This is a genomic window from Spiractinospora alimapuensis (genome assembly GCF_018437505.1).
In the GTDB taxonomy this organism is placed as follows: domain Bacteria; phylum Actinomycetota; class Actinomycetes; order Streptosporangiales; family Streptosporangiaceae; genus Spiractinospora; species Spiractinospora alimapuensis.
In genome coordinates, this window is record NZ_CP072467.1 from 565,645 (window position 1) to 588,952 (window position 23,308).

Genomic DNA, 23,308 nt, shown 5'->3' on the forward strand with positions numbered 1-23,308 from the left:
GGAGCCTGCCCCTATGGCCCAGCGGACATCCGCGCCTTCACCTCAGCTCACGAGCATGATGGACTCCGTTTATGCCGACGTCGTGCGGCGAAACCCCGGCGAACCAGAATTCCACCAGGCCGTGCACGAGGTCGTCGAGACGCTCGCGCCGGTTTTCGAGCACCGCCAGGACCTGCTGGACGCCAAGATGCTGGAGCGGGTGTGCGAGCCCGAGCGCCAGATCATCTTCCGGGTTCCGTGGCAGGACGACAACGGCACGGTGCACGTCAACCGCGGTTTCCGCGTGGAGTTCAACAGCGCGCTGGGTCCGTACAAGGGAGGTCTGCGGTTCCACCCCACCGTGAACCTCGGCATCGTCAAGTTCCTCGGTTTCGAGCAGATCTTCAAGAACGCGTTGACCGGCGTCAACATCGGTGGAGGCAAGGGCGGCAGCGACTTCGACCCCAAGGGTCGCAGCGACGCGGAGGTCATGCGGTTCTGTCAGTCGTTCATGACGGAGCTCTACCGTCACCTCGGCGAGCACACCGACGTCCCGGCCGGTGACATCGGCGTGGGCGGACGGGAGGTGGGCTACCTCTTCGGTCAATACCGCCGGATCACCAACCGGTGGGAAGCCGGCACGATCACCGGCAAGGGGCTCGCGTGGGGTGGGTCCAACGTCCGTACCGAGGCGACCGGCTACGGGACGGTCACCTTCACCGCCGAGATGCTCAAGACCGCCGGCGAGGACCTCGACGGCCAGCAGGTCGTCGTGTCCGGGTCGGGCAACGTCGCCCTGTTCGCCATCGAGAAGGCGCACCAGCTCGGGGCGAACGTCCTCACCTGTTCGGACTCCACTGGCTACGTCGTGGACGACAAGGGCATCGACCTGGACCTGCTCAGTCAGATCAAGCTCCAGGAACGTGGCCGGGTCGCCACCTACGCCGAACGTCGTGGCGGGTCGGCGCGTTTCGTCGAGGGCGGCTCGGTGTGGGACGTCCCCTGTGACATCGCTCTGCCGTGCGCGACCGAGAACGAGCTGAACGAGGACGCGGCCAAGACCCTGGTCGGCAACGGCGTCAAGGCCGTGGCCGAAGGCGCGAACATGCCCTGCACTCCCGAAGCGGTGCAGGTCCTGCGCCAGGCCGGCGTCCGGTTCGGTCCGGGCAAGGCCGCCAACGCCGGCGGCGTCGCGGCCAGTGGCCTGGAGATGCGTCAGAACGCCGTACGCGACTCCTGGTCGTTCACGACCGCGGAGGGCCAGCTCGAAGAGATCATGCGGTCGATCCACACCATCTGCTACGAGACCTCGGCGCGCTACGGCGCCCCCGGGGACTACGTCCTGGGCGCCAACATCGCCGGTTTCGAGCGCGTCGCGGACGCGATGCTCGCGCAGGGCCTCATCTAGGGGATCTGGCGACGCGTCGCGGATCAGTAGTGCCACTCGGGGGATCGCAGAGAGTTCGATCCCCCGAGTGAGTCCGCCTACGCGGCGGCGGGAGTATCGAGGGTGATCTCCAGTCCCACCGCTGGGCCTCCTCGCCGGCGGAACCACCCAAGGGCGGTGACGAGCACGAACACGCGGAACTTGTTGCCATGCTTGGCCGTCATCGCCCGCTTGGCTCGACGTAGCTCCCGCGTGGGCAGTATCCGCGCCGTACCCTCACGCCAGTCGCCATGCGGCTCCCCCTCGAAGGAGGAAGGAGCCACGGCGATTCGAGGGTTTCGGCGTATTCGCAGGACCTTCCAGGAGCGCCCGGGAGTATAGCCGTACCAGCGGCCCCCGGCGGGTGCGAGCCAGATCGGCGTGGACACCGCAGTGCCGTCGCGCCGATACGTTCGCAGTGCGAAGAACTGGTCACCATCGGTGTTGTCCCGAAACTGAACCCGCATGGATGTGCCGTGCCTTTCAGTCCGAGGGGTCGGACGACTGTTCAGCGCCGGGAGCTGAACAGCTTGGACACGGCGACCACGCCGAGGAGGATCACGCCGGCGACCAGTGCCAGCTTCAACAGCCCCACCACGAGCCCGGCGAGCCAGCCGACGAGGGAGAGGGCGACGATGACGGCGAGTGCGATCAGAAGAATACGTCCCATACCGTCACCATAGGAGCTCCTCGCCCCACGTACCCAGTCGATCGGGGTGGATCAGGGGACATCTCGGGGAAAACTCAGGGGTCTCGCCGTCCTGAACCGTCTCGCCCCTCCCGGACTCACGCGAGGAATGAGTATATGGTTCTGTATACTTAGCGGCTCGAGCGGTGAGTGACGACCTTGGGGGGCCGGTGGCCGAGGGCGGTGGCAAAGGGGGCGCGCCCCGGAGGTTGGGTCGGGTCGAGCGACGGGAGCAGATCCTGGACTCGGCCGTGCGCGCCCTCGTTCGCCGCGGAGGATTCGCGGCCACCAACATCGACGACGTCGCCGCGGAGTCCGGGGTGACGCGCATGATCCTCTACCGGCACTTCGACTCCAAAGAGGACCTGTTTCGCGCCGTACTCGAGCGGGCCGGCGAGCGCCTCCACGCGGCGACGACCCTGGACGGGGGGATCGGGGAACACAGCGTCCCGGGAATGCTGTCCTGGGCCGCCGCGGATCCGGACGGTTTCCGGTTGTTGTTCCACCACGCCGCGCGGGACCCCGACTATCGCGGTGAGATCGACGAGCTCCGGGCCGCGTTGACGGGGACCCTCTCCACCCATCTCGGCGATGCCGCCGTGGGGCCGGCGTGGTCCGACTGGGCGGCGTCGTTGGCCACGACCATGACGATCGAGGCCATCATGGCCTGGCTGGACGCGGGCCAGCCCGATCCGGAGCTCGCCGCCGAGCGCGTGATGGGCGTGATCGACGGCGTATTTCGTTCCGTGGGAGCCGCCTGACTCCGTGCCGAGCGGCGGGTCAGGGGACTCCCAGCGTGACGCAGGCGGTCTCCACCGCGATCGGTCGTACACGTTCCACCGGCACCTTCAGGAACGCGACGGTGCAGTCGGCCAGTCCACCCAGGGCCATGGTCGCCCGCACCTCGTGCTCGAGTGTGGCGTCGGGGCCGATCAGCAGCGCGTTCAACCGTCGCCGCCACTCCAGGACGCGGTTGCCGACCTCCAGGTGGGCCAACGTGCTCAGGTCACGCACCAGGAGCAGGCTCGCCTCACGGTTGCGGGACATCAGGTCGAAGTAGTCCTCGAACAGTGTCCGGGGGTCCAGTGGCCCGCCCCGTTCCCGCGCGCCCAGGAAGTCCTCGGTTTCGTCGATCAGCGGCTGGATGATGCTGTTGACGAGGTCGTCGCGTGAGGAGAAGTGGTAGTACAGCGCCGCCTGGGTGATGCCGAGTTCCTTGGCGATCTCCCGCAGTGGGGTGTGTTGCACGCCTTGGCGGGCGAAGAGGTCACGCGCGACCTGCTGAATACGCGCCTTGGTGTCGGAGGTTCCTGAGCGGGCCATTCCCCCACCCTAGCGTTTACTTATAGACAAGTAAGGACGCATGGCCTAGAGTTTTACTTGTTTATAAGTAAGCGGCAGAAGGGTCGCGTCATGCGCGTGTTGATCTCCGGGGCCAGCGTCGCCGGTCCGGTCCTGGCGTACTGGCTCCATCGCTACGGTTTCGAGTGCACGGTCCTCGAGCGCGCGCCCGCGCTCCGCAAGACCGGAGGACACGCCGTCGACCTGCTCCACCCGGCGATGGACATCATCGAACGCATGGGACTGCGGGAGGAGGTCCTGGCCAAGACCACCGGAACGGAGTCCCTGACCCTGGAGCGCGAGGGATCAACCCCGATCGACATCGACATCAGTCGCATCCTGGGCCCCGCGTCCGAGAACCACGCGGAGGTGATGCGGGACGACCTCGGCGAGATCTTCTACGACGCGACCCGGGCACACGTCGAGTACGTCTTCGGCGACTCCATCGCCACGCTCGAGCAGCACCCGACGCACGTCCACGTCACGTTCGACCACGGGGACCCACGCGACTTCGATCTGGTCATCGGCGCGGATGGGCTCCACTCGAACACCCGCCGGATCGTGTTCGGTGACGAGAGCCAGTTCGCGCACTTCATCGGCGGATACCTGTCCGTGCTGACCGTGCCCAACCACCTCGACCTGTCCAAGCGCATGGTGTCACTGGCGGCTCCCGGGCGGACCGTGGGCCTCTACAGCGCGGACCGCGCCGACGACGCCCGCGCCATCTTCCTGTTCCGCAGCGAGAACCGGCTCGACTACCACCACCGAGACACCGACCGGCAGAAGGAACTCCTGCGCGCCGCGTTCGCCGACATCGGCTGGGAGGTCCCGCGACTCCTCGCCGAGTTGGACCACACGCCCGCCTTCTACTTCGACGAGATCACTCAACTGCGCATGGACCACTGGTCGCGGGGACGGGTCGGCCTCGTGGGAGACGCCGCCTACTCCCCCGGCCCCGCGATCGGCGGCAGCACCAGCCTCGCGGTGGTCGGTGCCTACGTTCTCGCGGGGGAGCTCGCCACCGCGTGGCCCGACCACGAACGGGGCTTCACCGCCTACGAACGCGAGCTCGCGGACTACGTCGAACGCAGTCGAACCTTCGCACGGCGCATGGCCAAGCAGCTCATCCCCGACACCGCCGGGAAGGTGTGGCTCCTCGCCCAGGTCACCCGCCTGGTCGGCTCCCTGCCGGCGGGAGTTGCCCGCGTGCTCTCGCGCCTCGACACCGGCGGACTCCGCGTCCACGACGAGGTGCGGCTCAAGGACTATCCCGCGCTCATCGGACCTCGGGGCTGACACCCCTGGCCGCCCCAGCCCGCAACACCAGCCTGGGAGCACCCGAGGAGGACCGCCGCCACCCTCGTCCTGCCGCCGTCGGACGACGCGGCGGCGGACAACAGCCCGATGACCAGTGCGGACTGTGGGCCCCGCCCTTCGGGCTGACCACCAAGAACAGCAGGGGGTCGCTAGCTCGGTCGGGGCGCGAAGATCCGGAAGGTGTTGCCCTCCGGATCACGGAACTCCGACCACCGCACCCCGTCCTCCTCGTTGTCACTGACGCGCGTCGCCCCGAGCGCTTCCACCCGGTCCGCCTCCTCCGCCCATGCCTCTCCCCCAGCCAGGTCCAACAACAGTCGGTTGTCCCCCGGCGGAAGCGCGCCCTCGGGCTGGTGGAACATCCACGTCGGCCCCGTGCCGTCGAATCCGATGGTCGCGAACGCGGGTGTCGCCCCGTGATCGACCGGACGGTCGATCACGGCGGACCAGAATCCAGCCAGCGCGGCCGCGTCCGCACAGTCGAACGCGTACATACCGACCTCGAGGCGGTTCGTGCGGTTCATGGTGCTCCTTCTGTGGGCGGTCCTTGGTCAGACCGTCCACGAGCCCCAGAGTCATCGCCGGATCGATCGGGCGTGGACGTGACGTCGGTCGCGAGGCCCGCTCCTCCCAGGAGACCGGGGAGACGTCCGGCATCACCGCTGGACGGGAACCAGGGCACCGTCGGGCGTTGGAAGCGAATCGGATCGGGCGATAGTGGTGAGGTAGAGGTCGATGAGCTGTTCGTTCACGGCGGACCACGTGCGGTCGTGGACCGAGGGGCGAGCGTTGTGGGCGAGGGCCTGGCGCCGGGTGGGGTCACGCACCAGGCGTCGGACCGCGGACTGGAACGAGCGCACGCTGTCCGGCGCGTAGAGCAGGCCGTTGACCTCTGGTTGGACCAGGTCCAATGGCCCGCCCGCCGCGGGCGCCACCACCGGCACTCCGGAGGCGAGGGCCTCCTGCACGGATTGGCAGAACGTCTCCTCGGGCCCGGTGTGCACGAACACGTCGAAGCTCGCGTGGAGCCGGGAAAGCAGCGCCCCGGTCTGTTGTCCGGTGAAGACCGCGTCGGGCAGTGCCCGACGCAGGCGGCCGTACTGGGGGCCGTCCCCCACGATGACCAGCCGCGCGTCGCGGGATCGGGCGACGTGCGCGAGCCACGTGACGCGTTTCTCTCGGGCGAGGCGCCCCACGTATCCGATGATGGGACGGCCGTCCGGGGACAGTTCGCGACGGAGCGCGGCGTCACGGTGCGCCGGAGAGAACCGTTCGATGTCCACGCCGCGGGGCCAGAGCTCGAGTCGGGGGAACCCCTGCGCGCGGAGCTCCGCCATCGTCGCCGATGAGGGAACCAGCGTGCGGTCCACCGCGGAATGGACGCGACGCAGCACCGGCCACAGCAGATGCGCCGCCGGGACACCGTAGTGGCGCGCCATTCCGACCAGGTCCGTCTGGAACACGGCGACGGTGGGCAGCGCCCAGTCCCGGGCGACGTCCACGGCGGCGGCGCTGAGCAGGGCCGGCGAGGCGAGGTGCACGACGTCGGGGCGGAACGACCGCAGCGCTGCCGTGAGCAGTCGTCGGGTCGGCAGGCCGACCGCGAAGGATCGGTAGATCGGCATCGGCACGGACGGCACGCGGACCACCGGTGCTCCCGCGTAGTACGCCGGCCCCGTCCCGGGGGCGATGATGAGGACCTCGTGACCGCCCGCGCGCAGGTGCTCGGCGATACGACGGACCGAGTTCGTCACCCCGTTCACCTGGGGGAGGAACGACTCGGCCACGATCGCGACCCGCAGAGTGGGACGCGAGCCAGGGTCGGGCCCGGAACGGGCGGTGACCTCACTCGCGGGCGTCATCGGGGATGGGTGTGTACGCACCACTGTCGTTGCCCCTTTCCGGGATTGGTGTCTCGTGGTCCCTCGCCACGGTGGGAGGACCCGTGGACTCCGCGTCGTGGCGGACGGCGGCGAGCGCGACGGTGCCGGCGATCGCGCACACGGCGGCCGCCGCCGCGCCCACCTGGCCCAGGAGTCCCGAAGGAAGGGGCTCGCCCAGGAGCAGCGCGCCGACGGCGACCCCCGTGGCGGCGTCGCACAGCAGGAACGCGGCGTAGGCGGCGGCGAAGCGACCGGTGCGAAACGCGTTCTGTAGCAGCAGACCGCAGAGGAGCAGCGATCCCAGCGCGACCACCGGGAGCCAGCCCAGGAGCGCCGACGGGCCGGACGCGAGGTCGTGGCCGACGAGGCGCACGAACCCGGCCGCGACACCCAACGCCATGCCCGCTGGGCCGGCGAGGATCAGGACCCTGACCTTCGGCGGGGTTCGCGGGGCCAGACCGAAGGCGGTGAGGCCGACGACGACGAGTCCCGCGACCACTCCCACCGCGGCCGAAGGGTTGAGCGTGGGTGCCACCGGTTCGTCAACGAGCACCAAGACGAAGGAGACGAGCCCGACCAGCACCGTCGCCGAGGCGGCGAGCTCGCGTCCGGACACCCGGCGGCGGTTGAACAACGCGGCGAAGACGACGGCGAAGACGACCCCGGACACGCCGATCGGCTGGATCACGGCGAGTGGGGCGCCCCCGAGGGCCAGGAGGTGGAGCGCCATGCCCGCACCAGCGACCGCGATCCCGGCGAGCCAGCGTGGACGGCGCGCGAGGTGAAGGAGGAGACCGAGGCGGGCGACGGTGCCTCCGGGCGCGCGGACGGCGTCGCGTTCCTGCAGCGCGGCGCCGAGGGCGCGACAGATGGCGCCGATGAACGCGAGCCCGACGAACCACCAGGTGACCACCGTCCCGCCCCTTCCCTGGGCCTGCTGTCAAGGAAAGACGCTACGGATTGCCCCTGGTCAAACACGAGAATGCCAGCGCTACAACTGCGGGTAGTGCCTGCACCTGGTGCGTCGGGAGTGGAGCCCCTCCCCCGCGGTGCCGATCGTCACGTCGTCGGCGTTGGGGGCCGCTCAGTTGGCGAAACCGCCTTCGGGACGGATGATCTCCAGGTTGGTTCCGTCGGGGTCGTTGAAATAGGCGACCTGTGTACCGAGCGCGTCGTCGGGAGTGACCTCGCCGGCGACGAAGGTGTAGTCGTCGCCGAGGAACTCGTATCCGGCCTCTCCCATGCGCTGATACATGCCGTCGAAGTCGTCCACTTGGAGACACAGGTGCATGGAGCCGGGACGGTTCGCGGCTCCGTTGGTCGGCTGGCCGACGGGTTCCTGGAACTGGATGAGGTCGATGCCGACGTTGTCGAGGTTGATCGTGGCGTAGCGGAGCTTCGCGGTGGACAGGCCCTGTGATCGGCCGAACGGGACGCTGCGCATGGTCTCGTTCGCGACGACGGGGTCCCGCCCGGTGAGCGCGGAGTAGAACGCGATCGCCACGTCGAGGTCGGAGACCGAGATCCCGACGTGGGCGGCCCGTGTGAGGCCCATCGGTGTGTTGGAGACGGTCATGACCACTCCTCTCGTCCTGTCGCCCGGATCGAGGTTGGGCACGTCCCGAGCGGTCGGAGAGGCGCGCCCATGTGTCACGTCTCGAAGGAACCGGCCCTGACCTGCCTCTCCGTTCATTTCCTGTGAGGGGTTGGGGCGAAACTCCGTCGGTCCGGCCGCCGCGACCCGGGCACGCCCCTTGGGGGTAGTCCGCGTTACTTCCTCGTTATCTGAGTTTCGTTGGCGGGATCCCCTGCCCCGCCGGGGATCCCGACGGACCCCCGCTGATCCTGACTTCCGGTAAGCCCCACTTATCGGAAGTCAGGATCAGCGGTCTTTCTGGGAAGGCGTTCCGTTTGTGTTTCGTGTTTACGTTTTCATCAAACGTTTCAACGTAACGTTATTCGTGAGGGGGGCGCGAAGAGACTCCCCCGGACCTCCCCCCGGGTGGGGAGAACGAGGCGGTGGACATGGCGCGGTCCCGGGCCACGGGTGGCAGAGGAAGGAGGGAAATCGTTTGTGGCACGTCGTGATCCGCAGGACCATGTGGTGCGCGACGGCCAAACCGACGTTCACCAAGGAGACACCCATGGTCAGAACCCGCCTCGAGGGGCAGACCGTCCTCGTCACCGGCGGTGCCGGCAACATCGGCGCGGCGATCAGCCGCGCCTTCGCCGCGGAAGGGGCACGCGTCGCGGTTCACTACCTGGCGCAGGACGCTCCCCCGCCCGCGGACACAGAATGGGGGCACATCACACCGGCCGCGAGCGCGGCGGACGCGCTGGCGGAGGAACTCGGCCACGGGGCCTTCGCGGTCAGCGCCGACCTCTCCGCACCAGAGGCACCGGCGCGCCTCGTGCGTGACGTCGTCGGGGTGGCCGGCCCGATCAACGTGGTCGTGAACAACGCGGCCCACTGTGAGTCCCCGGACACCGTCGACACCCTCACCCCCGGATCGCTGGAGCGCCACTACCGCGTCAACGCCATCGCCCCCGCGCTACTCACCGCGGAGGTCGCCCGCGCGCGCCGAGGCGAGGAGCCACTGTCGGTCGTGAACATCTCCACCGACGCCGCGCGGGCGTTCCCCGGCCAGACTGGGTACGGCACGTCCAAAGCCGCGCTCGAGGCGCTCACCCGGTCCATGGCGCTGGACCTGGCCGGGCGTGGGGTGCGGGTGAACGCCGTCGCTCCCGGCCCCGTCCAGACCGGCTGGATCGGCGAGGATCTCATCGAGCAAGCCAAGGCCATCGTCCCCATGGGGCGGGTGGGTGACCCCGAGGACATCGCGGACGCCGTCGTGTTCCTGGCCTCCCACCAGGCCCGCTGGATCACCGGCCAGGTCCTCCAGGTCGCCGGCGGACACGCCCTGTGACCCAGGCCGGGCGGGGACCGGTGTGACGCAGCGGGTCCTCCGCTCGTCGTGGCGAGCGGAGGACCGATGGGGGGTTGGGCTAGCGGAAATCGTCGGCGTGGTCGTGAATCCACGCGGCGAACGGGCGGCCCGGACGTCCGACGAGGCGTTCGAAGTGGTCGGTGTGCGGGATTCCGTCGCCGTTGAGGGATGAACCGTACAGGTCGAGCAGCCAGTCGATGACGTCGTGGTCCACTCCGTTGTCCGGGTCGTGCCACTCTTCGTGGGTCTGCTCGGGCGTCAGCTCGACGAACGTGACGGGCTGGCCGATCGCCTCACCGATGGTCCGTGCCTGCTCCGCCACGGTCAGCTCGTCGGGACCGGTGAAGGTGTAGGTCTGACCGGTGTGCCCGTCGGTGAGGAGAGCGGCGACGGCCGCGTCCGCTATGTCGGCCTCATGGGTCGGCCGGGTCACGGCCTTCCCGAAGGGACGCCGAACCTCGCGTCGATCACGCACCTCGGAGGCGTAGTCGAGCCAGTTGGTGGCGAACTCGCCGGGCCGAAGCACGGTCCATTCCATCCCGGAGGCCTGGACCGCGCGTTCCACCGGGAGGTACCCCTCGTCGCTGTCGTCTTGGTCGGCCAGGGCTCCCGACAGCACCACGACGCGTTCGACGCCCGCTTCCTCCGCCATGGCGACGACCGTCGACGCCGTCTGGGGGACCGGGAACAGGTACAGCCGCTTCGCGCCTCGCAGCGCCGGCGCAAGGGAGGCCGGGTCTTCCAGGTCTCCCCGCACGACCTTCGCACCGTCCGGCAGTTTGGCGCCTTCGGGGTTTCGTGTCAGGGCGCGGACTCGTGCTCCCGCTCGCAGCAGCTCGGTGACGACCCCACGTCCCACCTGTCCGGTCGCCCCGGTCACCAGTACCGTCATCACTGTCTCCCCCCGCGGGTCTCCGTTGGTGCCGTCCACGGCCGGGCTCACCGGAAGTCTTCGGCGTGGTCGCGTGCCCACTGGGTGAAGGAGCGCGGCGGCCGGCCGGTGAGACGCTCGAAGGTGTCGGTGGGCGGAACCGGTCCGGGGTAACGCACGGAAGCCTCGAGCTGCTCCAGGATCCAGTCGATGATCTCGTGGTCCATTCCCTCGGCGGGGTCGTGCCACTCCGTCCGCGCCTCCTCGGGGGTGAGCTCCACGAGCGTGACCTCCTTCCCGATCGCCTCGCTGATCGCGCGGACCTGGTCCTCCTGGGTGACCATCTCTGGTCCGGTGAGTGTGTAGGCGGCTCCCAGATGCTCGTCGGTCAGGAGCGCGGCCACGGCGATCTCGGCCACGTCGGCCTCGTGCACGAGGCTGCTTCCCGACCGGGGAAAGGGAGCGCGAACGGTGCCGGTCGTGCGGACCGCCTCCGCCCAGTCTGACCCGGCGGCGAGGAGCCCCATGCGGATGTGGGTCCACTGGGCACCACTGGCCTCCACCGCCCGTTCGATCCCGCGGTGGAACTCGCGCTCCTCCGCCAGGTGCCGGCGGAACGCCGACAGAGTAGTGTCCTCGGGATCCCCCTGGTACTCGAAGCCCGCGGCCGCTGCGGAGTGCACCACGAAACGACACACACTCGCCTCCACCGCCGTTTCGATGAACCCGGGTCCGGAACTGGGTGCGGGATCCACGTAGGAGAAGAGGTACACACGCTCGACCCCGTTGAGCGCATCGGCCCAGGTCTCGGGACGCTCGAAGTCGCCGTGGATGACCTCCACCCCCGCCGGGAGTTTCGCGGTTGCGGCCACCGGATCGCGCGTCATGGCCCGCACTCGCTGTCCGGCACCCACCAGACCAGCGACAACTCTTTTTCCTATGTTTCCGGTCGATCCAGTTACCAATATGGTCACGTAGACTCCCTGCGGTTACCTGTTGGTGACGAGGAACCGCCGTGCCCGTGCCCGCGTTCACGGCGGTTCCGCCTTCCCCGGGAGGCTAGACCGGATCCCGATTCTTCGCACATGGGATCGTGTTTCCCCTGGTCAGCAGCGGTTATTTCGTGGCTTGCCGATGGGGTTTTCCGTGCGCGCTTCTGTGCCCTATGATGGGCGTCGTTCGTGGAGGACCGGAGAACAGGGAGGTGAGGTTGATGACCGCGCTCGAGGCCACCGCTGCCAGCGCCCGCGTCTCCCTCGCGTCCCGGGCCGTGGCCTGATCCGTCCAACCGCACCCGTGGGAACGCGAGCCCGCGGGGTCCACACACGAACACCAACGAACGGACGACATCCGTAATGTCTCGCTCATGGAGCACGCGCGCTGAGTCCAGCGCCGACATCGACGCTATTCGCACCATCAATCTCGCGGCGTTCGACACCAGCACCGAGGCCGACCTCGTCGAGGCGCTGCGCGAGGATCCCGCCTGGATCGACGGCCTGTCCCTGGTCTCGTTCGACGAGAACGACACCCCGGTGGGCTATGCGCTCCTGACGCGGTGCCACATCGGCGCCGTGCCGGCGCTGTGCCTCGGCCCGTGTGCCGTGTTGCCGGAGTACCAGCGTGGCGGCGCGGGCTCGGCGGCCATCCGGGCGGCCCTGGCCGCCGCGCGGAACGCCGGGGAACGCTTCGTCACCGTCCTGGGGCACCCGACCTACTACCCCAGGTTCGGCTTCGGCCGGGCGTCGGAGCACGGCATCGGCCTGGACATCGACGTCCCCGACGAGGCGCTGATGGCGCTCTCGCTGGATCCGGCCGAGCCACTGCCCGCGGGCACCATCCGCTACGCGCCGCCGTTCGGGATCTGACCCCGTAACGCCGGCTCGGATCAAGGCCGGGCGCCCCTGTCCCCTCCACGGGGACGGCGGCGCCCGGCGCCGAAGATGAGGACGTGGTGGCGGGGCGAGATGGGCCCCGCCACCCGACCGAGAGGCCGGACGATAGGGTCGGTCGCATGCCTGTGGCGACCGAATCCCATGTGGTGCTCGTTCCCGGCAACTTCGTGGGGCCCGGCATCTGGCGTGAGGTGGTGGACCGGCTCGGGGTACACGGCGTCTCCGTGACGGTGGTCCGGCTGCCCAGCTCCACTGTTGTCGACGGCGCCCCGGGCGGCGACCTCCACGACGACGCCGCGCGCGTACGGGCGATCCTCGACGAGATGGATGGCCGCGTCGTGCTCTGTGGCCATTCCTACGGTGGCGCGGTGATCACCGAGGCCGCGGCTGGGCCGCATCCCGCGGTCGAGCACCTCGTGTACGTCACCGGCGCCATGCCCGACGTGGGCGAGAGCCTCGCCGCCCTCGCCCCGGCCGCCCCCGCGGACGACACGGCCGGGGAGTCCGTGCGGTTCCGCGCCGACGGGATGATCGAGCTCCTCCCCGACTCCGCGCGGGAGGCACTGTTCCACGACTGCGACCCGCGTCGGCGTGAGGAGGCCGTCGCCCAACTGGTCCCCTCCAACCCGGTGGTGGGAGGCCAGGCCGTACGGGGTGCGGCGTGGCGCGAGATCCCCACCACGTTCGTCCGAGGGGAGGTCGACCGGATGCCGGAACTCGTGTCGGCGTCAGTTCACCGTCCGTCGTTGGTCGAGGTCCATATTGACGCGGGGCACTGCCCCAACTGGACCCGGGCGGAGCAGGTCACCGACGTCGTGCTGGGTCGAACACCTCCACACGGCCCGTGACCGCCGAAGCGGGTGCGCGGAGCTGGCGGCGTCCTCAGTCCTGCGGTTGGTAAGGCTCGGGTTCGTAGCTCTCCCCCGTGACCGGGTTCGTCGCCAGGCCGGTGGACTCGTCGTAGTCCACGTCCATGCCGAGGTTCGGGTCGTGATAGAGGCCGGTGTCGGGGTTGCGGGGCAGTCCCACCTCGGGATCGATCTCCCAGCCGGTGACCGGGTCGACGCTCGGACTGGGATCCGCGGACGGGGTGGGCGTGGGCTCCGGGGAGCTCTCGGCGCTGGACTCGGGGGTCGGCTCCTCGTCGGGCTCCTCCTGCGCCGTGGCGACGTCGCTGCGGGACTGCTGGGACTCCGCACCCCCCTGCGGGTCCAGGGCGCCCCAGCTCACCAACGCCAGGATGAGAATGCCGAGGCCCACCCGGTAGTACACGAACGGCATGAAGCTGTGGGTGGAGATGAACCGCATCAGCCACGCGATGACGACGAAACCGACCACCCCGGCGATCAGTGTCCCGACGATGGTGGCGGCCCAGCCGGCGTACTCGTTCTCCCCGATGTCGGTGAGCTTGTACAGGCCCGACCCGAACACCGCGGGGATCGCGAGCAGGAACGCGTACTCGGCGGCGTCCTTGCGCTTGAAGCCGAGGAACATCCCGCCAGTGATGGTTCCGCCTGATCGCGACACCCCGGGGATGAGCGCGAGCGCCTGGAAGAGCCCGAAGCTGAGACCGCGCGGGACGTTCAGGTCCTCCAGCTCGCGGTGCTTGCGGGCGAAACGGTCCGCGATGCCGAGGATGACACCGAAGATGATGAGGTTGAGCGCGACCAGGCGCAGGTCCCGGAAGACGCTGTCGATCTGGTCCTCGAGCAACAGTCCCAGGACCACGATGGGGATGGTGCCGATGATGACGTACCACCCCATGCGGGCGTTGATGTCGCCACGCAGGTCCCGATTGACCAGGGACCGGGTCCACGTGGAGATGATGGCCCAGATCCGCTGTCGGAAGTAGATCACGACGGCGAGTTCGGTGCCGATCTGGCTGACGGCGGTGAACGCCGCGCCGGGATCCGGCCAGCCGAACAGCGCCGAGACCACACGCAGGTGCCCGCTGGAGGAGATGGGAAGGAACTCGGTCAGCCCCTGCACCAAGCCGAGGATGACCGCTTCGAATAAGGACATGGTTGAGGAGCCGCTCCAGGGTGATCGTCCTTGACGACCGGTTTAGGGCATACGTCGTCAAGCACTGTGGCGGCGCGGTGCCACCCGACAGGCCGCCACCTCCGCCTAGCAAAACCCACGCCGGGTACGGCCAGATTAACGGACGGTGGACGCCGCGCGTTCACCGTGCCAACACACCGGTCGCCGGTCGAGCCCCACCGTGTCTCTCCTGGGCACGGCCGCCTGCTACTCGGTTCGCCGCTCCGCCGCGCGGGCCGCCCGCTCCACCGCGTCGTAGTGTTCCCGCCACTGCTCACCCTCCAGCGGCGGGATGTTGTCGTTGTCCGGGCGGAGCCCGACCGAACCGTCCAGCATTTCCCTGAGGATGTCGGCGTGCCCCGCGTGGCGATGGAACTCCGCGATCAGGTGCGTCAGGATCGTGTGCAGCGTGACCTGCCGTCGTTCGGCGGGCCACCACGTCACCTCGCCGGGTGTTTCGAGGTCAAGCGCGTCGATGGTGGCGTCGCCGTGGGCGTGCACGTCGGCGGAGAACTCGAGCACCCACGCCCGGGACTCCTCCGCCGGGACCCACATGTCGACGTTGGGGTCGGTGGCGCTCTGGGGATCCAGTACCCAGGACGGGCCCTTGGTGTAAGGGCGGCCGAACACCTCGCCGAGGTACCCCGCCTCCACGCCGGCGAGGTGTTTCACCAGGCCGAGGAGGTTGGTGCCGCTCGGGGTGAGGGGGCGGCGGACGTCGTACTCCGACAGGTCGGCGACCTTCCACGCCATGGTGTCGCGCGCGGTCTGGAGGTACTTGTGCAACACGGCCTTGGCGCCTGGTTCGCTCATGGCCCACAGACTCCCACTCGGAGGTGGGCGACGCCAGTGGATTCTCACGGCGGGACGCGGCCGCACCCGGACGCCATCGGGGTCATTTGTCCAGCATGGTCACGTCCAGGTCCTTGAGTCGGTCCGGATCGTAGAGGATGTCCAGGGCGGCGATCCTGCCCTCGACGACGGTGAACCCGAGGACCGACAAGACGGTGCCGCCGGGGATGGCCACGACGCCGGCCGTGCCGTTGACGAGAGCGGGACGCGCGAACGGAGCGAGGCGTCGCGCCAGCGCCGCGCGTCGCGCGACCTCGTGAGCACCGCGCACCGTCATCGTGGCACGGCTGCGCCGCGCGCCGCCGTCGGCGCGGAGCACGACGTCCGGGTGCAGCACGGCGACCAAGGCGTCGAAGTCACCGTTCCTGGAGGCCGCCAGGAACGCGTCCACCACCTCGCGTTGCTGCGCGAGGTCGGGGTCCGGAGCCGGAGCCTCCCCCCGCACCCGGCGCCGCGCGCGACTGGCGAGTTGCCGGGCCGCGGCCGGGGACCGTTCGATCATCGGGGCGATTTCGTCGAAGGGTACGGCGAACACGTCATGCAGCACGAACGCCAACCGTTCCGCGGGCGTGAGCGAGTCCAGCACGACCAACAGGGCGAGGCCGACCGAGTCGGCGACGATCGCCTCGTCCTCCGGACCGCTCCCCTCCGGGGTGATGATCGGGTCGGGAAGACGCGGATCGAGCGGCTGCTCACGGCGGCGGTTCCGGGAACGCAGCATGTTGAGGCTTACCCGCGCCACCACCGTCGTCAGCCAGGCGCCCACGTTCTCCACGTCGGCGGCCCCGGCGCGGCTGACCCGCAGCCAGGCTTCCTGCACCGCGTCCTCCGACTCGCTCACGGATCCGAGCATTTGGTAGGCAACGCCGCGCAACCGGGAACGATGGTCTTGGAAGCGTTCGGACAACCAGTCACGCTCGTCCATCTGTCACGTTCCTTCCGCGCGGGGTGTCACCCATGACGACACCACGGATTCGCGGAACGTGACACGGTCGGCCGCACCAGGTGTGGCACCAGCTCCATGGAGGAGGTCAGAATCCATGTCATCCACCATTCTGGTCACCGGTGGCACCGGCGTGTTGGGGAGCCACGTCGTGCCGCTGCTGCGCGGGGAGGGGCGGCCGGTCCGTGTGCTGAGCCGACGCCAGCACCCCGGGGAGGACGGCGTCGAGTACGTGACCGGCGACTTGCTCAACGACGAGGGAACGACCGCCGCCGTCTCGGGGGTCGAGACCATCCTGCACCTGGCGGGCGGCCCCAAGGGCGACGACGTGGCCACGCGGAACCTCGTGCGGGCGGCGGAGAAGGAGGGGGTCGCTCATCTGGTGTACATATCGGTGATCGCGGTGGATCGGATACCCCTCGGGTACTACCGGTCCAAGCTGGCGTCGGAACGCGTCATCGTTGAGTCGCGGGTGCCGTGGACAACGCTGCGGGCGGCGCAGTTCCACGACCTCGTCCTAAAGGTGCTGGACGCGGCGGCGAAGCTGCCCCTGATCCCGGCGCCCGCGGGGATCAGGCTGCAGCCCGTCGACTCCGGCGAGGTCGCGGCTCGCCTCGTGGCGCTCGCGGCGGCGGGTCCGGCGGGGCTGGCGACGGATCTCGCTGGGCCGAGCGTTCGCGGCCTCCCCGAACTGATTCGCTCCTACCTCGAGGCGAAGGATCAGCGCCGCCGCACCATGCCGCTGCCGATCCCCGGGCGGTTGGGGCGCCTGTACCGCGAAGGAGAGAACCTGTCGCTCCAGGACGTCGACACGGGCGAGCGCACGTGGGAGAGCTTCCTCGGCCAGCGGGTCACCGCCCTTCGGTGAGGGGTTCGCTCCTGGGGCGGTCGGAGTACGGATTTCACGCGCGCGGTCAGCAGTTGACCACCGCCGTCGTTGGTGACCCACGGATCGGTGAGTCCCGCCTCGCGGGCGAGGTCGAGGAGTTGGTCGTCGTGGTAGAAGTGCCCCTGGCTGGCGACGGGCTCCGGCGCGGCGGGCGTGCCTCGTAGCTCGGGTGCCGTGGTGTAGACGGCGATCCGGCCGCCCGCGGCGAGGACCCGTCGTGCCTCGCGCAGCGCGGCCACGGGCGTTTCGAGGAAGAAGAGCACCACGGACATCGTCACCGCGGTGAACGTCCCGTCGGGGAACGGCAGCCGCTCCGCGCTCGCGAGCCACACCGTGCTGCCCGGCGCTCGGTCCCGCGCGAGCCGCACCATGGCGTCGCTGTGGTCCACGCCGGTCGCCTCGGCCCCGAGCGCGAGGACGTCCCGCAGCAACAGTCCGCCGCCGCAGCCAACGTCGAGAACGCGATCGTGGGCGCCCAGTCCGAGCGCGTCCACGATCGCGCGACGGGCGAAGTCGTGGACGTCGTCGGCCCCGTAGACGGCACGTGCCCGGTCGCCGGACGGCCGGCGGGCGACCCGGTCGGTCACCCATCCCTCGAACGCGTCGTCGGGTAGACCACTGGCCTCCCAGGCGGCGCGATCCTGGGCCTCGAGGCCCAGGTCATTGAGGATCCACTCTCGTTCCCTCGAACTACCCATGGTTTCACGTGTATCACAGGTAGTGATCTCACGATCGTGGTCAGGAGTCCTTCATGCCAACGTGCGACGGGCGACGTTCGCCGAGTTCGTCGTGCAGTGAGGACACGACGGATCGCAGCAGGTCGTTCAACGCGTCCTGTCGTTCGGCTCCCAGGGCTCCCACGAGCTCGGACTCCCGTCCCAGGACCAGGTCCACGAGTCGTTCCACCTCGGCGTGTCCCTCCGCGGTGAGTTCGACGTCGACCGCACGCGCCTGGGTGGCGCTGTCGTGGCGACGCACCAGTCCGGCGTCCTCGGCGCGGGCGACGCGTTGCGAGATCGCTCCCGGTGTCACGAGGGTCCGTGTGGCGAGTTCCCGGGTCGTGAGGCGGTAGGGCGGACCGCTGCGCCGCAGCACGCCCAGCAGGTCCAGGGTCGCGGTGTCGGCGCCGGCCGCCGCGAGGACGCGGCGCCGCTCGTCGCCGAGGAGTTTCGCCGCGTGCCACAACCGGGTGACGATCCCGATGCCGCTGACGGGAGTCCCCGGGCGCTCCCGAAGCCACGCCAGGCTGATGGCGTCGATCGGGTCCGCTGGGTCGAGATCCGGGCGTTCCACCACACCTCCGTTGGGAGTCAGCCGACACGCGGGGTCGCGGTCTGAACCGTAGCCGACCGGGCGCGGCGGCGTCCCGGGAGGTGGGGGCGAAGGGGGTGCACGCGCGCGACTTGACCGAAAGGCGATGCCGATCGACTACTTCTTGTATCATGTCGATCGCATAGCGTGTCTTCGAGGTGGGAACCTGTGGAGGTAACGGTGATTGTCGTGACGGTGACAACGACGACCATCGACCCGTGGCCCTCCCTCGCGACACTCAACGGCTCGCTGACCCTCGGGGCCCATCCGCCCGTCGTGGCACGTGACGTCACCTGACCGGCCCGCCGCGGACCCGCCCCGATGCACCGACGAACCCGACTCGTCCTGGCGCTTCTCAGTGCGTGCGCGGGAGGCATGGACATCCTGGCCCTCGTCGCGCTGGGCGGGGTGTTCACGGGCAGTGCCACCGGCGACATCATCCGCATCGGCCACGGCGTGGGGACCTGCGCCTGGCGGGTGATGGCGACCGCCGGCGTCGCACTGACCGGGTTCGCCCTGGGCGTGTGGATCTGGGCCCGGTTCCTCGGCACACCTGAGGCCGTCTCGCCCCGCGCCCTGCTCTTGGGCACGGTCGCCGAACTCCTGCTGCTGATCACCTTCGCCGTGGGGTGGGTGCTCACCGAGGGGCAGCCCAGCACCCACGGCGTCGCACCCGCGCTGCTCTTCGTGGGCGCGTTGGCGATGGGGGCGCAGAGCTCGGTGTCGATGACGCTCGGTGGGTCGACGACGTTCATGACGGGGGTCCTCGCCAACGCGATCGCCGGCCTCGCGACCAAGGCGCCGCCCCGCCGCACCCTGAGTCCGTTGATTCAGCCGGCGGCGCTGCTGGTGGGCGTCATCCTGACCACCCTCGCCTTCACCCGACGTCCCGAACTCGCGGCGCTGCTCCCACTGGGATTCGCTACGTTGGCCGTCCTGGCCGGCAGCGTCGGTCGGCGTCGGCGCTAGCCAGAGAGGCCCCCAGCAGCATTTCTCCACCCCCATCGGGATTACGCCACATCCAACCGGTGGGGGTGGACTTCGGCCCGCTACACAGGGGTCGACAACGCCCACCCGCACCGCGGGGCCTCATGCGCTCCCGTAGGGCGGGTGGGAGGTGGCGACGTACTCCGTCGGTTCGGTCGCGGCGTAGATCGCGGCGGTGCCCCGGGGCAGGAAGATCACCTCGCCCGGGCCCGCGCTCGCGCTGGTGTCGCCGACACGGACGGTGAGCCGGCCGCTCAGCACCACGAAGACCTCGTCGTAAGGAATCGGGGAGTCGCGTTCGTCGAGTTCGCCGGGCTGGAGTCGGGCGAAGCCGACACCCAGTGTGGATCCGTGGCTCGCGTCGACGACCAACCCGATCGACGCCGCACCGCCCCCGACCTCCATCCACGTCTCGGGGTCGGCGCTCGTGAACGCTCGTGGGATTCGGGCTGTGTCGGTCATCGTGCTCCTCGACTCGTTGATGCACCGTCGCAGATCAGGACTCTATGAGTTCAAGTTGACTTGATGTCAATCAGGTTCATGGGCGGTGAGCTCGCGACGCATGGCGACGCCTTCAACGTGTCGAATTCAACGCATTGAAATCAACAATCTGTTGACATCAATGCGTTCGCATGTCAGCCTGACGGCATGACGGACGGATCAGAGGAGTTCACGGTCCCCGACGCCCACCAGGCCCGGGTGCGTCGCGAGTACTCGGCGATCACGCGGATCGGCGAGCGACACGGTGCCACCGAGGCGATGCGGCACCGGGGCGACAACCCCGACATGCTCGCGCCCTACGAGGCGGTGCGACTGGTCAGCGACATCGCCAGCGGTTCGCTGACGCTCGAGGCCGAGGAGGCGGAGGTCGACGTCACCGACGTCGCCGCCGCGTTGACACTGCTTCCCAGGATGCGGGCCGACATGGACGCGATCGAGGAATCCCTTCTGCTGATCGCGCGCGGTCACGGCATGACGTGGCGCGACATCGCCCACGGCCTCGGCCTGGGCAGCGCCCAGGCCGCGCGGCAACGTTACGAACGCGTCAGTGGCCGGTCGGCGCAGCAGACAGGTTGAGCGCGGCCAACGCCCCGGCCGCGCCGGCCCCCTAAGTTGTCGGCGTGACGCCGCGCAGCTCGTCCAGGACCCGGTGGCGTACGTCGGTGAGGTCCCGCTCGCCGGGGTCTCGGGGACGAGCACCCTCCAGGTGCTCCTGGTGGGCGATGCGTCCCTGGTCGAGGACCACGATTCGGTCGGCGAGGCGCGTCGCCTCGTCGATGTCGTGGGTGACGAGCAGGATCGACGGCTGATGCTCCCGCCACAGCGACAACACCAGTTCGTGGAGAGAGATCCTGGTTAGGGCGTCGACCGCGGCGAACGGTTCGTCCAACAGCAGCAGGTCGGGCTCGTGCGTCAACGCGCGGGCCAGGGACGCGCGCTGGGCCTCGCCGCCCGACAGGGTGAGGGGCCAGGCGTCGGCCCGGCCCTCCAGCCCCACCTCCGCCAACGCGCGTTCCGCGGTGTCACGGGTGGCGCCGGTTCGCAGGCCCAGGAGAACGTTGCGCCAGACCCGTTGCCAGGGCAACAGGCGCGGCTCCTGGAAGGCGACCGCGACCGACGCGGGAACGTGGGCCTCCTGCGCCGTCGCCCCGGAGTCGAGGCCGGCCAGGTACCGCAGCAGCGTGGACTTTCCCGAACCGCTGCGCCCCACCATCGCCACGAACTCGCCGGGGGCGATGGTCAGGTCCAGACGGTCCAGGACGGTTCGGGTGTCGAACCGGCGGGTGAGGCCACGCAGGTGGACGCCGGAGGTCATGACTGGCTCACGTCCACGGCGTTGTCCTCGACGTTCAGTTCGGTGTCGATGAGCCCGTGGTCGGCGTAGACGTCGGCCGCTCGCTGGAGGTCCGCCACGAAGTCCGCGTCGGCCGGGGCGATGGTCGGTGGCGCGAAGCCACGGATCACCTCCACGGCGTCCTCCGGGAGACCGGCCGCGGTGTAGGCCTCGGGAATGACGTCGGGATCATCGTTGACCCGTTCCCCCTCGGCGACGAGCGCGTCGTAGACCGCGCGGAGTTCCTCGGGGTGGTTCTCGGCGAACTCCCGGGTGGTGACGTGGATCGTGGGGTTGACCGCCCCGATCTCGTTGGCCACGGCCACGAGCTCCGCCCCGTCGGTGCTGACGGCCGAGGCCAGGTAGGCGTCCCATGTGGCCCACGCGTCCACCTGGCCGGTGGAGAAGGCGCTCGCGGAGTCCTCCGGGTCGAGGTACACGCGATCCACCTCGGACGGGTCGATACCCGCGTCGTCCAGCGCCGACAGCAGGATGTACTCGCCCGTGCCGCCCTGGTTGACCGCGACCCGCTGACCGACGAGGTCCTCCACCGCGTCGATGTCGGAGTCGGGGGCGGCCACGATGCCCTGGGTGTCGTTGTTGTTGACCTCGACGGCGAACGCGACGAGTTCCGGCGTCGCGTCCACGGCGCCCACTAGGGAGGTCACACTCCCGGAGGTGATGTCGATCTGGCCGGCGGCCAGGGCCTGGGCCCCGGGGGCGAACGCGGTGAACGGCGCGGCGACGTCGACGGTGGCGTCGTCGCCGACGGAGTCCTCCAGCCCTCCGCTCTCCTCGCTGAGGGTGAGCAGGTTCTGGGTGCTCAACGGCCCCACGCGGACCTCGGTCAGGTCACCGTCGGCGGAGGTCTCGGAGGCGTCCGGTGCGGGTGAGCAGGCCGTCGCCGTCAGGACTCCGACGACGAGCAGCCCCAGTCCGATCGTCAGTGGGCGTGGTGTGGTGGTCATTTCTTCCATCCCTCGTTCCAGGTGTTCCAGGTGCCCCGGACGTCCTCGCCGCGGGTTCGGTCCACGGGCAGGCGCGGTAGGACGAGTTCGCCGAACCGGTAGGCCTCCTCGAGTAGCGGCATGCCCGACACGATGAAGGTGTCGACGCCGGCGTCGGCGTACTCCCGCAGTCGGGCCTCGACTTGGTCGGGGTCGCCGACGATCGCGGTGCCGGGGCCGTTGCGGACGAGTCCGAGTCCGGACCACAGGTTGGGGTGGATCTCCAGTTCGCGTGGGTCGGCGGGCCGGCTCCCGCCGTGGAGCGCCGTCATGCGTCGCTGCCCGACGGAGTCACTGCCGGCACGTCCGGCCTGGGTCCGGGCGATGGACTCCTCGTCCATGTGCTCGTAGAGGTCCGCCACCGCGTCCCACGCCTTCTGCTCCGTCTCACGGACGACGACGTAGAGGCGTACGCCGAATCGCAGGTCGGTGCGTCCGTGCTCCGCGGCTCGTTTGCGCAGGTCGGTGATCTTGGCTTCGGCGGCGGCCGGGGTCTCGCCCCAGGTGAGATAGGTGTCGATGTGCTTGGCGGCCACGTCCAGCGCGGCGTCGGAGGAGCCCCCGAACCACAACGGCGGGTGTGGACGTTGGTGCGGCGGAAGCTGCAGCGAACCGCCCTGGACGTTCAGGTGTGTGCCCGCGTGGTCCACCGTCTCGCCGGACATCAGACGCTTGAAGACGTCGAGGTACTCGTCGGTGTAGGCGTAGCGGGCGTCGTGGTCGAGGTGGACGCCGTAAGCCGCGAGCTGCTTGGCGTCGCCGTTGACGATGTTCAGCCGCAGGCGACCCTCGGAGAACTGGTCGAACGTGGCGGCCATCTTCGCCAACAGGGTGGGTGAGACGAGCGGCGGGTGGACCGCGACGAGGAACTGGAAGTCACGGGTGTAGGGGATCAGCGACGACCCCAACACCCACGCGTCGTGGATCCCGGTCGCGAGCAACGCCCCGGTGTAGCCGAGGTGGTCAACCGCGCGGGCGATCTGCTGGAAGTAGGCGTAGTTGAGCGGACGCGCGCCGTCCTCACGCCAGGGATAGCGCCCGTCGGGGCCGGTCAGGTACCAGAGGACGTCCATGTGGGGACACCTTTCAGGAGTGGTGGT

26 protein-coding genes and 1 pseudogene are annotated in these 23,308 nt (G+C 69.5%); 9 read left to right on the forward strand and 18 right to left on the reverse strand.

The genetic code is table 11. The features are described from left to right. Positions 1-55 precede the first annotated feature (55 nt). Positions 56-1,387, forward strand: coding sequence for an NADP-specific glutamate dehydrogenase (gene gdhA, locus J4H86_RS02605; protein WP_236541686.1), 1,332 nt, complete (start codon positions 56-58; stop codon positions 1,385-1,387). Positions 1,388-1,464: 77 nt separating this feature from the next. On the opposite strand, the gene J4H86_RS02610 is transcribed toward gdhA, so the two are convergent. Both J4H86_RS02610 and J4H86_RS02615 read right to left on the reverse strand, forming a co-directional pair. Beyond that, positions 1,465-1,872 carry a PPOX class F420-dependent oxidoreductase gene (locus J4H86_RS02610; protein ID WP_236541688.1) on the reverse strand — a complete coding sequence of 136 codons (408 nt, stop codon included), beginning with the start codon at positions 1,870-1,872 and terminating at the stop codon, positions 1,465-1,467. 41 nt (positions 1,873-1,913) lie between these two features. Beyond that, positions 1,914-2,075 (reverse strand): hypothetical protein, encoded by a 162-nt coding sequence (locus J4H86_RS02615; RefSeq protein ID WP_236541690.1) that lies wholly within the window; start codon positions 2,073-2,075, stop codon positions 1,914-1,916. A 164-nt stretch (positions 2,076-2,239) separates the two neighbouring features. Between J4H86_RS02615 and J4H86_RS02620 the strand changes: the two genes are divergently transcribed. Further along, positions 2,240-2,854, forward strand: a complete 615-nt coding sequence (locus J4H86_RS02620) for a TetR/AcrR family transcriptional regulator (protein WP_236541692.1) — start codon at positions 2,240-2,242, stop codon at positions 2,852-2,854. Between the two features lie 19 nt (positions 2,855-2,873). Here the strand turns inward: J4H86_RS02620 and J4H86_RS02625 are convergent, their stop codons facing one another. Next, complete coding sequence (locus J4H86_RS02625) at positions 2,874-3,416, reverse strand: TetR/AcrR family transcriptional regulator (protein ID WP_236541693.1); 543 nt, start codon at positions 3,414-3,416, stop codon at positions 2,874-2,876. Between the two features lie 90 nt (positions 3,417-3,506). Here J4H86_RS02625 and J4H86_RS02630 point away from each other — a divergent pair, with 90 nt between their 5' ends. Next, positions 3,507-4,730, forward strand: coding sequence for an FAD-dependent monooxygenase (locus J4H86_RS02630; protein ID WP_236541694.1), 1,224 nt, complete (start codon positions 3,507-3,509; stop codon positions 4,728-4,730). 170 nt (positions 4,731-4,900) lie between these two features. On the opposite strand, the gene J4H86_RS02635 is transcribed toward J4H86_RS02630, so the two are convergent. The 4 genes from J4H86_RS02635 to J4H86_RS02650 all read right to left on the reverse strand — a co-directional run bounded on the left by J4H86_RS02635 (position 4,901) and on the right by J4H86_RS02650 (position 8,210). Beyond that, positions 4,901-5,275: a VOC family protein gene (locus J4H86_RS02635; protein WP_236541696.1), complete on the reverse strand. Its 375-nt coding sequence runs from the start codon at positions 5,273-5,275 to the stop codon at positions 4,901-4,903. Positions 5,276-5,407: 132 nt separating this feature from the next. Then, complete coding sequence (locus J4H86_RS02640) at positions 5,408-6,613, reverse strand: glycosyltransferase family 4 protein (protein ID WP_236541697.1); 1,206 nt, start codon at positions 6,611-6,613, stop codon at positions 5,408-5,410. Continuing rightward, complete coding sequence (locus J4H86_RS02645) at positions 6,597-7,547, reverse strand: DMT family transporter (protein WP_236541699.1); 951 nt, start codon at positions 7,545-7,547, stop codon at positions 6,597-6,599. Before J4H86_RS02645 ends, J4H86_RS02640 begins: the two co-directional genes overlap by 17 nt. A 171-nt stretch (positions 7,548-7,718) precedes the next feature. Further along, complete coding sequence (locus J4H86_RS02650) at positions 7,719-8,210, reverse strand: VOC family protein (RefSeq protein WP_236541701.1); 492 nt, start codon at positions 8,208-8,210, stop codon at positions 7,719-7,721. A 568-nt stretch (positions 8,211-8,778) separates the two neighbouring features. Here J4H86_RS02650 and J4H86_RS02655 point away from each other — a divergent pair. After that, the gene (locus J4H86_RS02655) at positions 8,779-9,561 is read left to right on the forward strand and encodes an SDR family NAD(P)-dependent oxidoreductase (protein ID WP_236541702.1); all 783 of its coding nucleotides are present in this window, start codon (positions 8,779-8,781) and stop codon (positions 9,559-9,561) included. Positions 9,562-9,640: 79 nt separating this feature from the next. Here J4H86_RS02655 and J4H86_RS02660 read toward each other — a convergent pair whose 3' ends face one another. Together J4H86_RS02660 and J4H86_RS02665 are read right to left on the reverse strand one after the other, a co-directional pair. Next, the gene (locus J4H86_RS02660; protein WP_236541704.1) at positions 9,641-10,474 is read right to left on the reverse strand and encodes an NAD(P)H-binding protein; all 834 of its coding nucleotides are present in this window, start codon (positions 10,472-10,474) and stop codon (positions 9,641-9,643) included. A 47-nt stretch (positions 10,475-10,521) separates the two neighbouring features. Beyond that, positions 10,522-11,427: an NAD(P)H-binding protein gene (locus tag J4H86_RS02665; RefSeq protein ID WP_236541706.1), complete on the reverse strand. Its 906-nt coding sequence runs from the start codon at positions 11,425-11,427 to the stop codon at positions 10,522-10,524. 381 nt (positions 11,428-11,808) lie between these two features. On the opposite strand from J4H86_RS02665, the gene J4H86_RS02670 reads away from it, so the two are divergent. Further along, a complete protein-coding gene (locus J4H86_RS02670) occupies positions 11,809-12,318 on the forward strand; it encodes a GNAT family N-acetyltransferase (protein WP_236541708.1) in 510 nt (169 codons plus the stop codon). Positions 12,319-12,464: 146 nt separating this feature from the next. Next, complete coding sequence (locus J4H86_RS02675; protein WP_236541710.1) at positions 12,465-13,193, forward strand: alpha/beta fold hydrolase; 729 nt, start codon at positions 12,465-12,467, stop codon at positions 13,191-13,193. 34 nt (positions 13,194-13,227) lie between these two features. Here the strand turns inward: J4H86_RS02675 and J4H86_RS02680 are convergent, their stop codons facing one another. The 3 genes from J4H86_RS02680 to sigJ form a co-directional block, all read right to left on the reverse strand. Next, entirely contained in the window at positions 13,228-14,367 is a 1,140-nt protein-coding gene (locus J4H86_RS02680) for an undecaprenyl-diphosphate phosphatase (RefSeq protein WP_236541712.1), read from the reverse strand. A 225-nt stretch (positions 14,368-14,592) separates the two neighbouring features. Further along, positions 14,593-15,198: a DinB family protein gene (locus tag J4H86_RS02685; RefSeq protein WP_236541713.1), complete on the reverse strand. Its 606-nt coding sequence runs from the start codon at positions 15,196-15,198 to the stop codon at positions 14,593-14,595. Positions 15,199-15,280: 82 nt separating this feature from the next. Next, positions 15,281-16,162, reverse strand: coding sequence for an RNA polymerase sigma factor SigJ (gene sigJ / locus J4H86_RS02690; protein ID WP_236541715.1), 882 nt, complete (start codon positions 16,160-16,162; stop codon positions 15,281-15,283). Between the two features lie 115 nt (positions 16,163-16,277). On the opposite strand from sigJ, the gene J4H86_RS02695 reads away from it, so the two are divergent. Continuing rightward, positions 16,278-17,048, forward strand: coding sequence for an SDR family oxidoreductase (locus tag J4H86_RS02695; protein ID WP_236541716.1), 771 nt, complete (start codon positions 16,278-16,280; stop codon positions 17,046-17,048). A gap of 98 nt (positions 17,049-17,146) precedes the next feature. Here the strand turns inward: J4H86_RS02695 and J4H86_RS02700 are convergent. Both J4H86_RS02700 and J4H86_RS02705 read right to left on the reverse strand, forming a co-directional pair. Beyond that, positions 17,147-17,767: pseudogene (locus J4H86_RS02700) on the reverse strand (class I SAM-dependent methyltransferase); the annotation flags it as partial. Positions 17,768-17,807: 40 nt separating this feature from the next. After that, a complete protein-coding gene (locus tag J4H86_RS02705; RefSeq protein WP_236541718.1) occupies positions 17,808-18,362 on the reverse strand; it encodes a MarR family winged helix-turn-helix transcriptional regulator in 555 nt (184 codons plus the stop codon). A 339-nt stretch (positions 18,363-18,701) separates the two neighbouring features. On the opposite strand from J4H86_RS02705, the gene J4H86_RS02710 reads away from it, so the two are divergent. Then, the gene (locus J4H86_RS02710) at positions 18,702-19,349 is read left to right on the forward strand and encodes a YoaK family protein (protein ID WP_236541720.1); all 648 of its coding nucleotides are present in this window, start codon (positions 18,702-18,704) and stop codon (positions 19,347-19,349) included. A gap of 120 nt (positions 19,350-19,469) precedes the next feature. On the opposite strand, the gene J4H86_RS02715 is transcribed toward J4H86_RS02710, so the two are convergent. Next, on the reverse strand, positions 19,470-19,829 hold the full coding sequence (locus tag J4H86_RS02715; RefSeq protein WP_236541723.1) for a cupin domain-containing protein: 360 nt from the start codon (positions 19,827-19,829) through the stop codon (positions 19,470-19,472). 186 nt (positions 19,830-20,015) lie between these two features. On the opposite strand from J4H86_RS02715, the gene J4H86_RS02720 reads away from it, so the two are divergent. Beyond that, positions 20,016-20,444: a DNA-binding protein gene (locus J4H86_RS02720; protein ID WP_236541726.1), complete on the forward strand. Its 429-nt coding sequence runs from the start codon at positions 20,016-20,018 to the stop codon at positions 20,442-20,444. A gap of 31 nt (positions 20,445-20,475) precedes the next feature. On the opposite strand, the gene J4H86_RS02725 is transcribed toward J4H86_RS02720, so the two are convergent. The 3 genes from J4H86_RS02725 to J4H86_RS02735 are packed head-to-tail and all read right to left on the reverse strand — an operon-like array spanning position 20,476 to position 23,281. Next, the gene (locus J4H86_RS02725; protein WP_236541728.1) at positions 20,476-21,183 is read right to left on the reverse strand and encodes an ABC transporter ATP-binding protein; all 708 of its coding nucleotides are present in this window, start codon (positions 21,181-21,183) and stop codon (positions 20,476-20,478) included. Continuing rightward, positions 21,180-22,169 carry an ABC transporter substrate-binding protein gene (locus J4H86_RS02730; protein WP_236541729.1) on the reverse strand — a complete coding sequence of 330 codons (990 nt, stop codon included), beginning with the start codon at positions 22,167-22,169 and terminating at the stop codon, positions 21,180-21,182. Before J4H86_RS02730 ends, J4H86_RS02725 begins: the two co-directional genes overlap by 4 nt. Further along, positions 22,166-23,281, reverse strand: coding sequence for an LLM class flavin-dependent oxidoreductase (locus J4H86_RS02735; protein ID WP_236541732.1), 1,116 nt, complete (start codon positions 23,279-23,281; stop codon positions 22,166-22,168). The genes J4H86_RS02730 and J4H86_RS02735 overlap by 4 nt, the downstream gene beginning before the upstream one ends. Between the last annotated feature and the right edge of the window lie 27 nt (positions 23,282-23,308).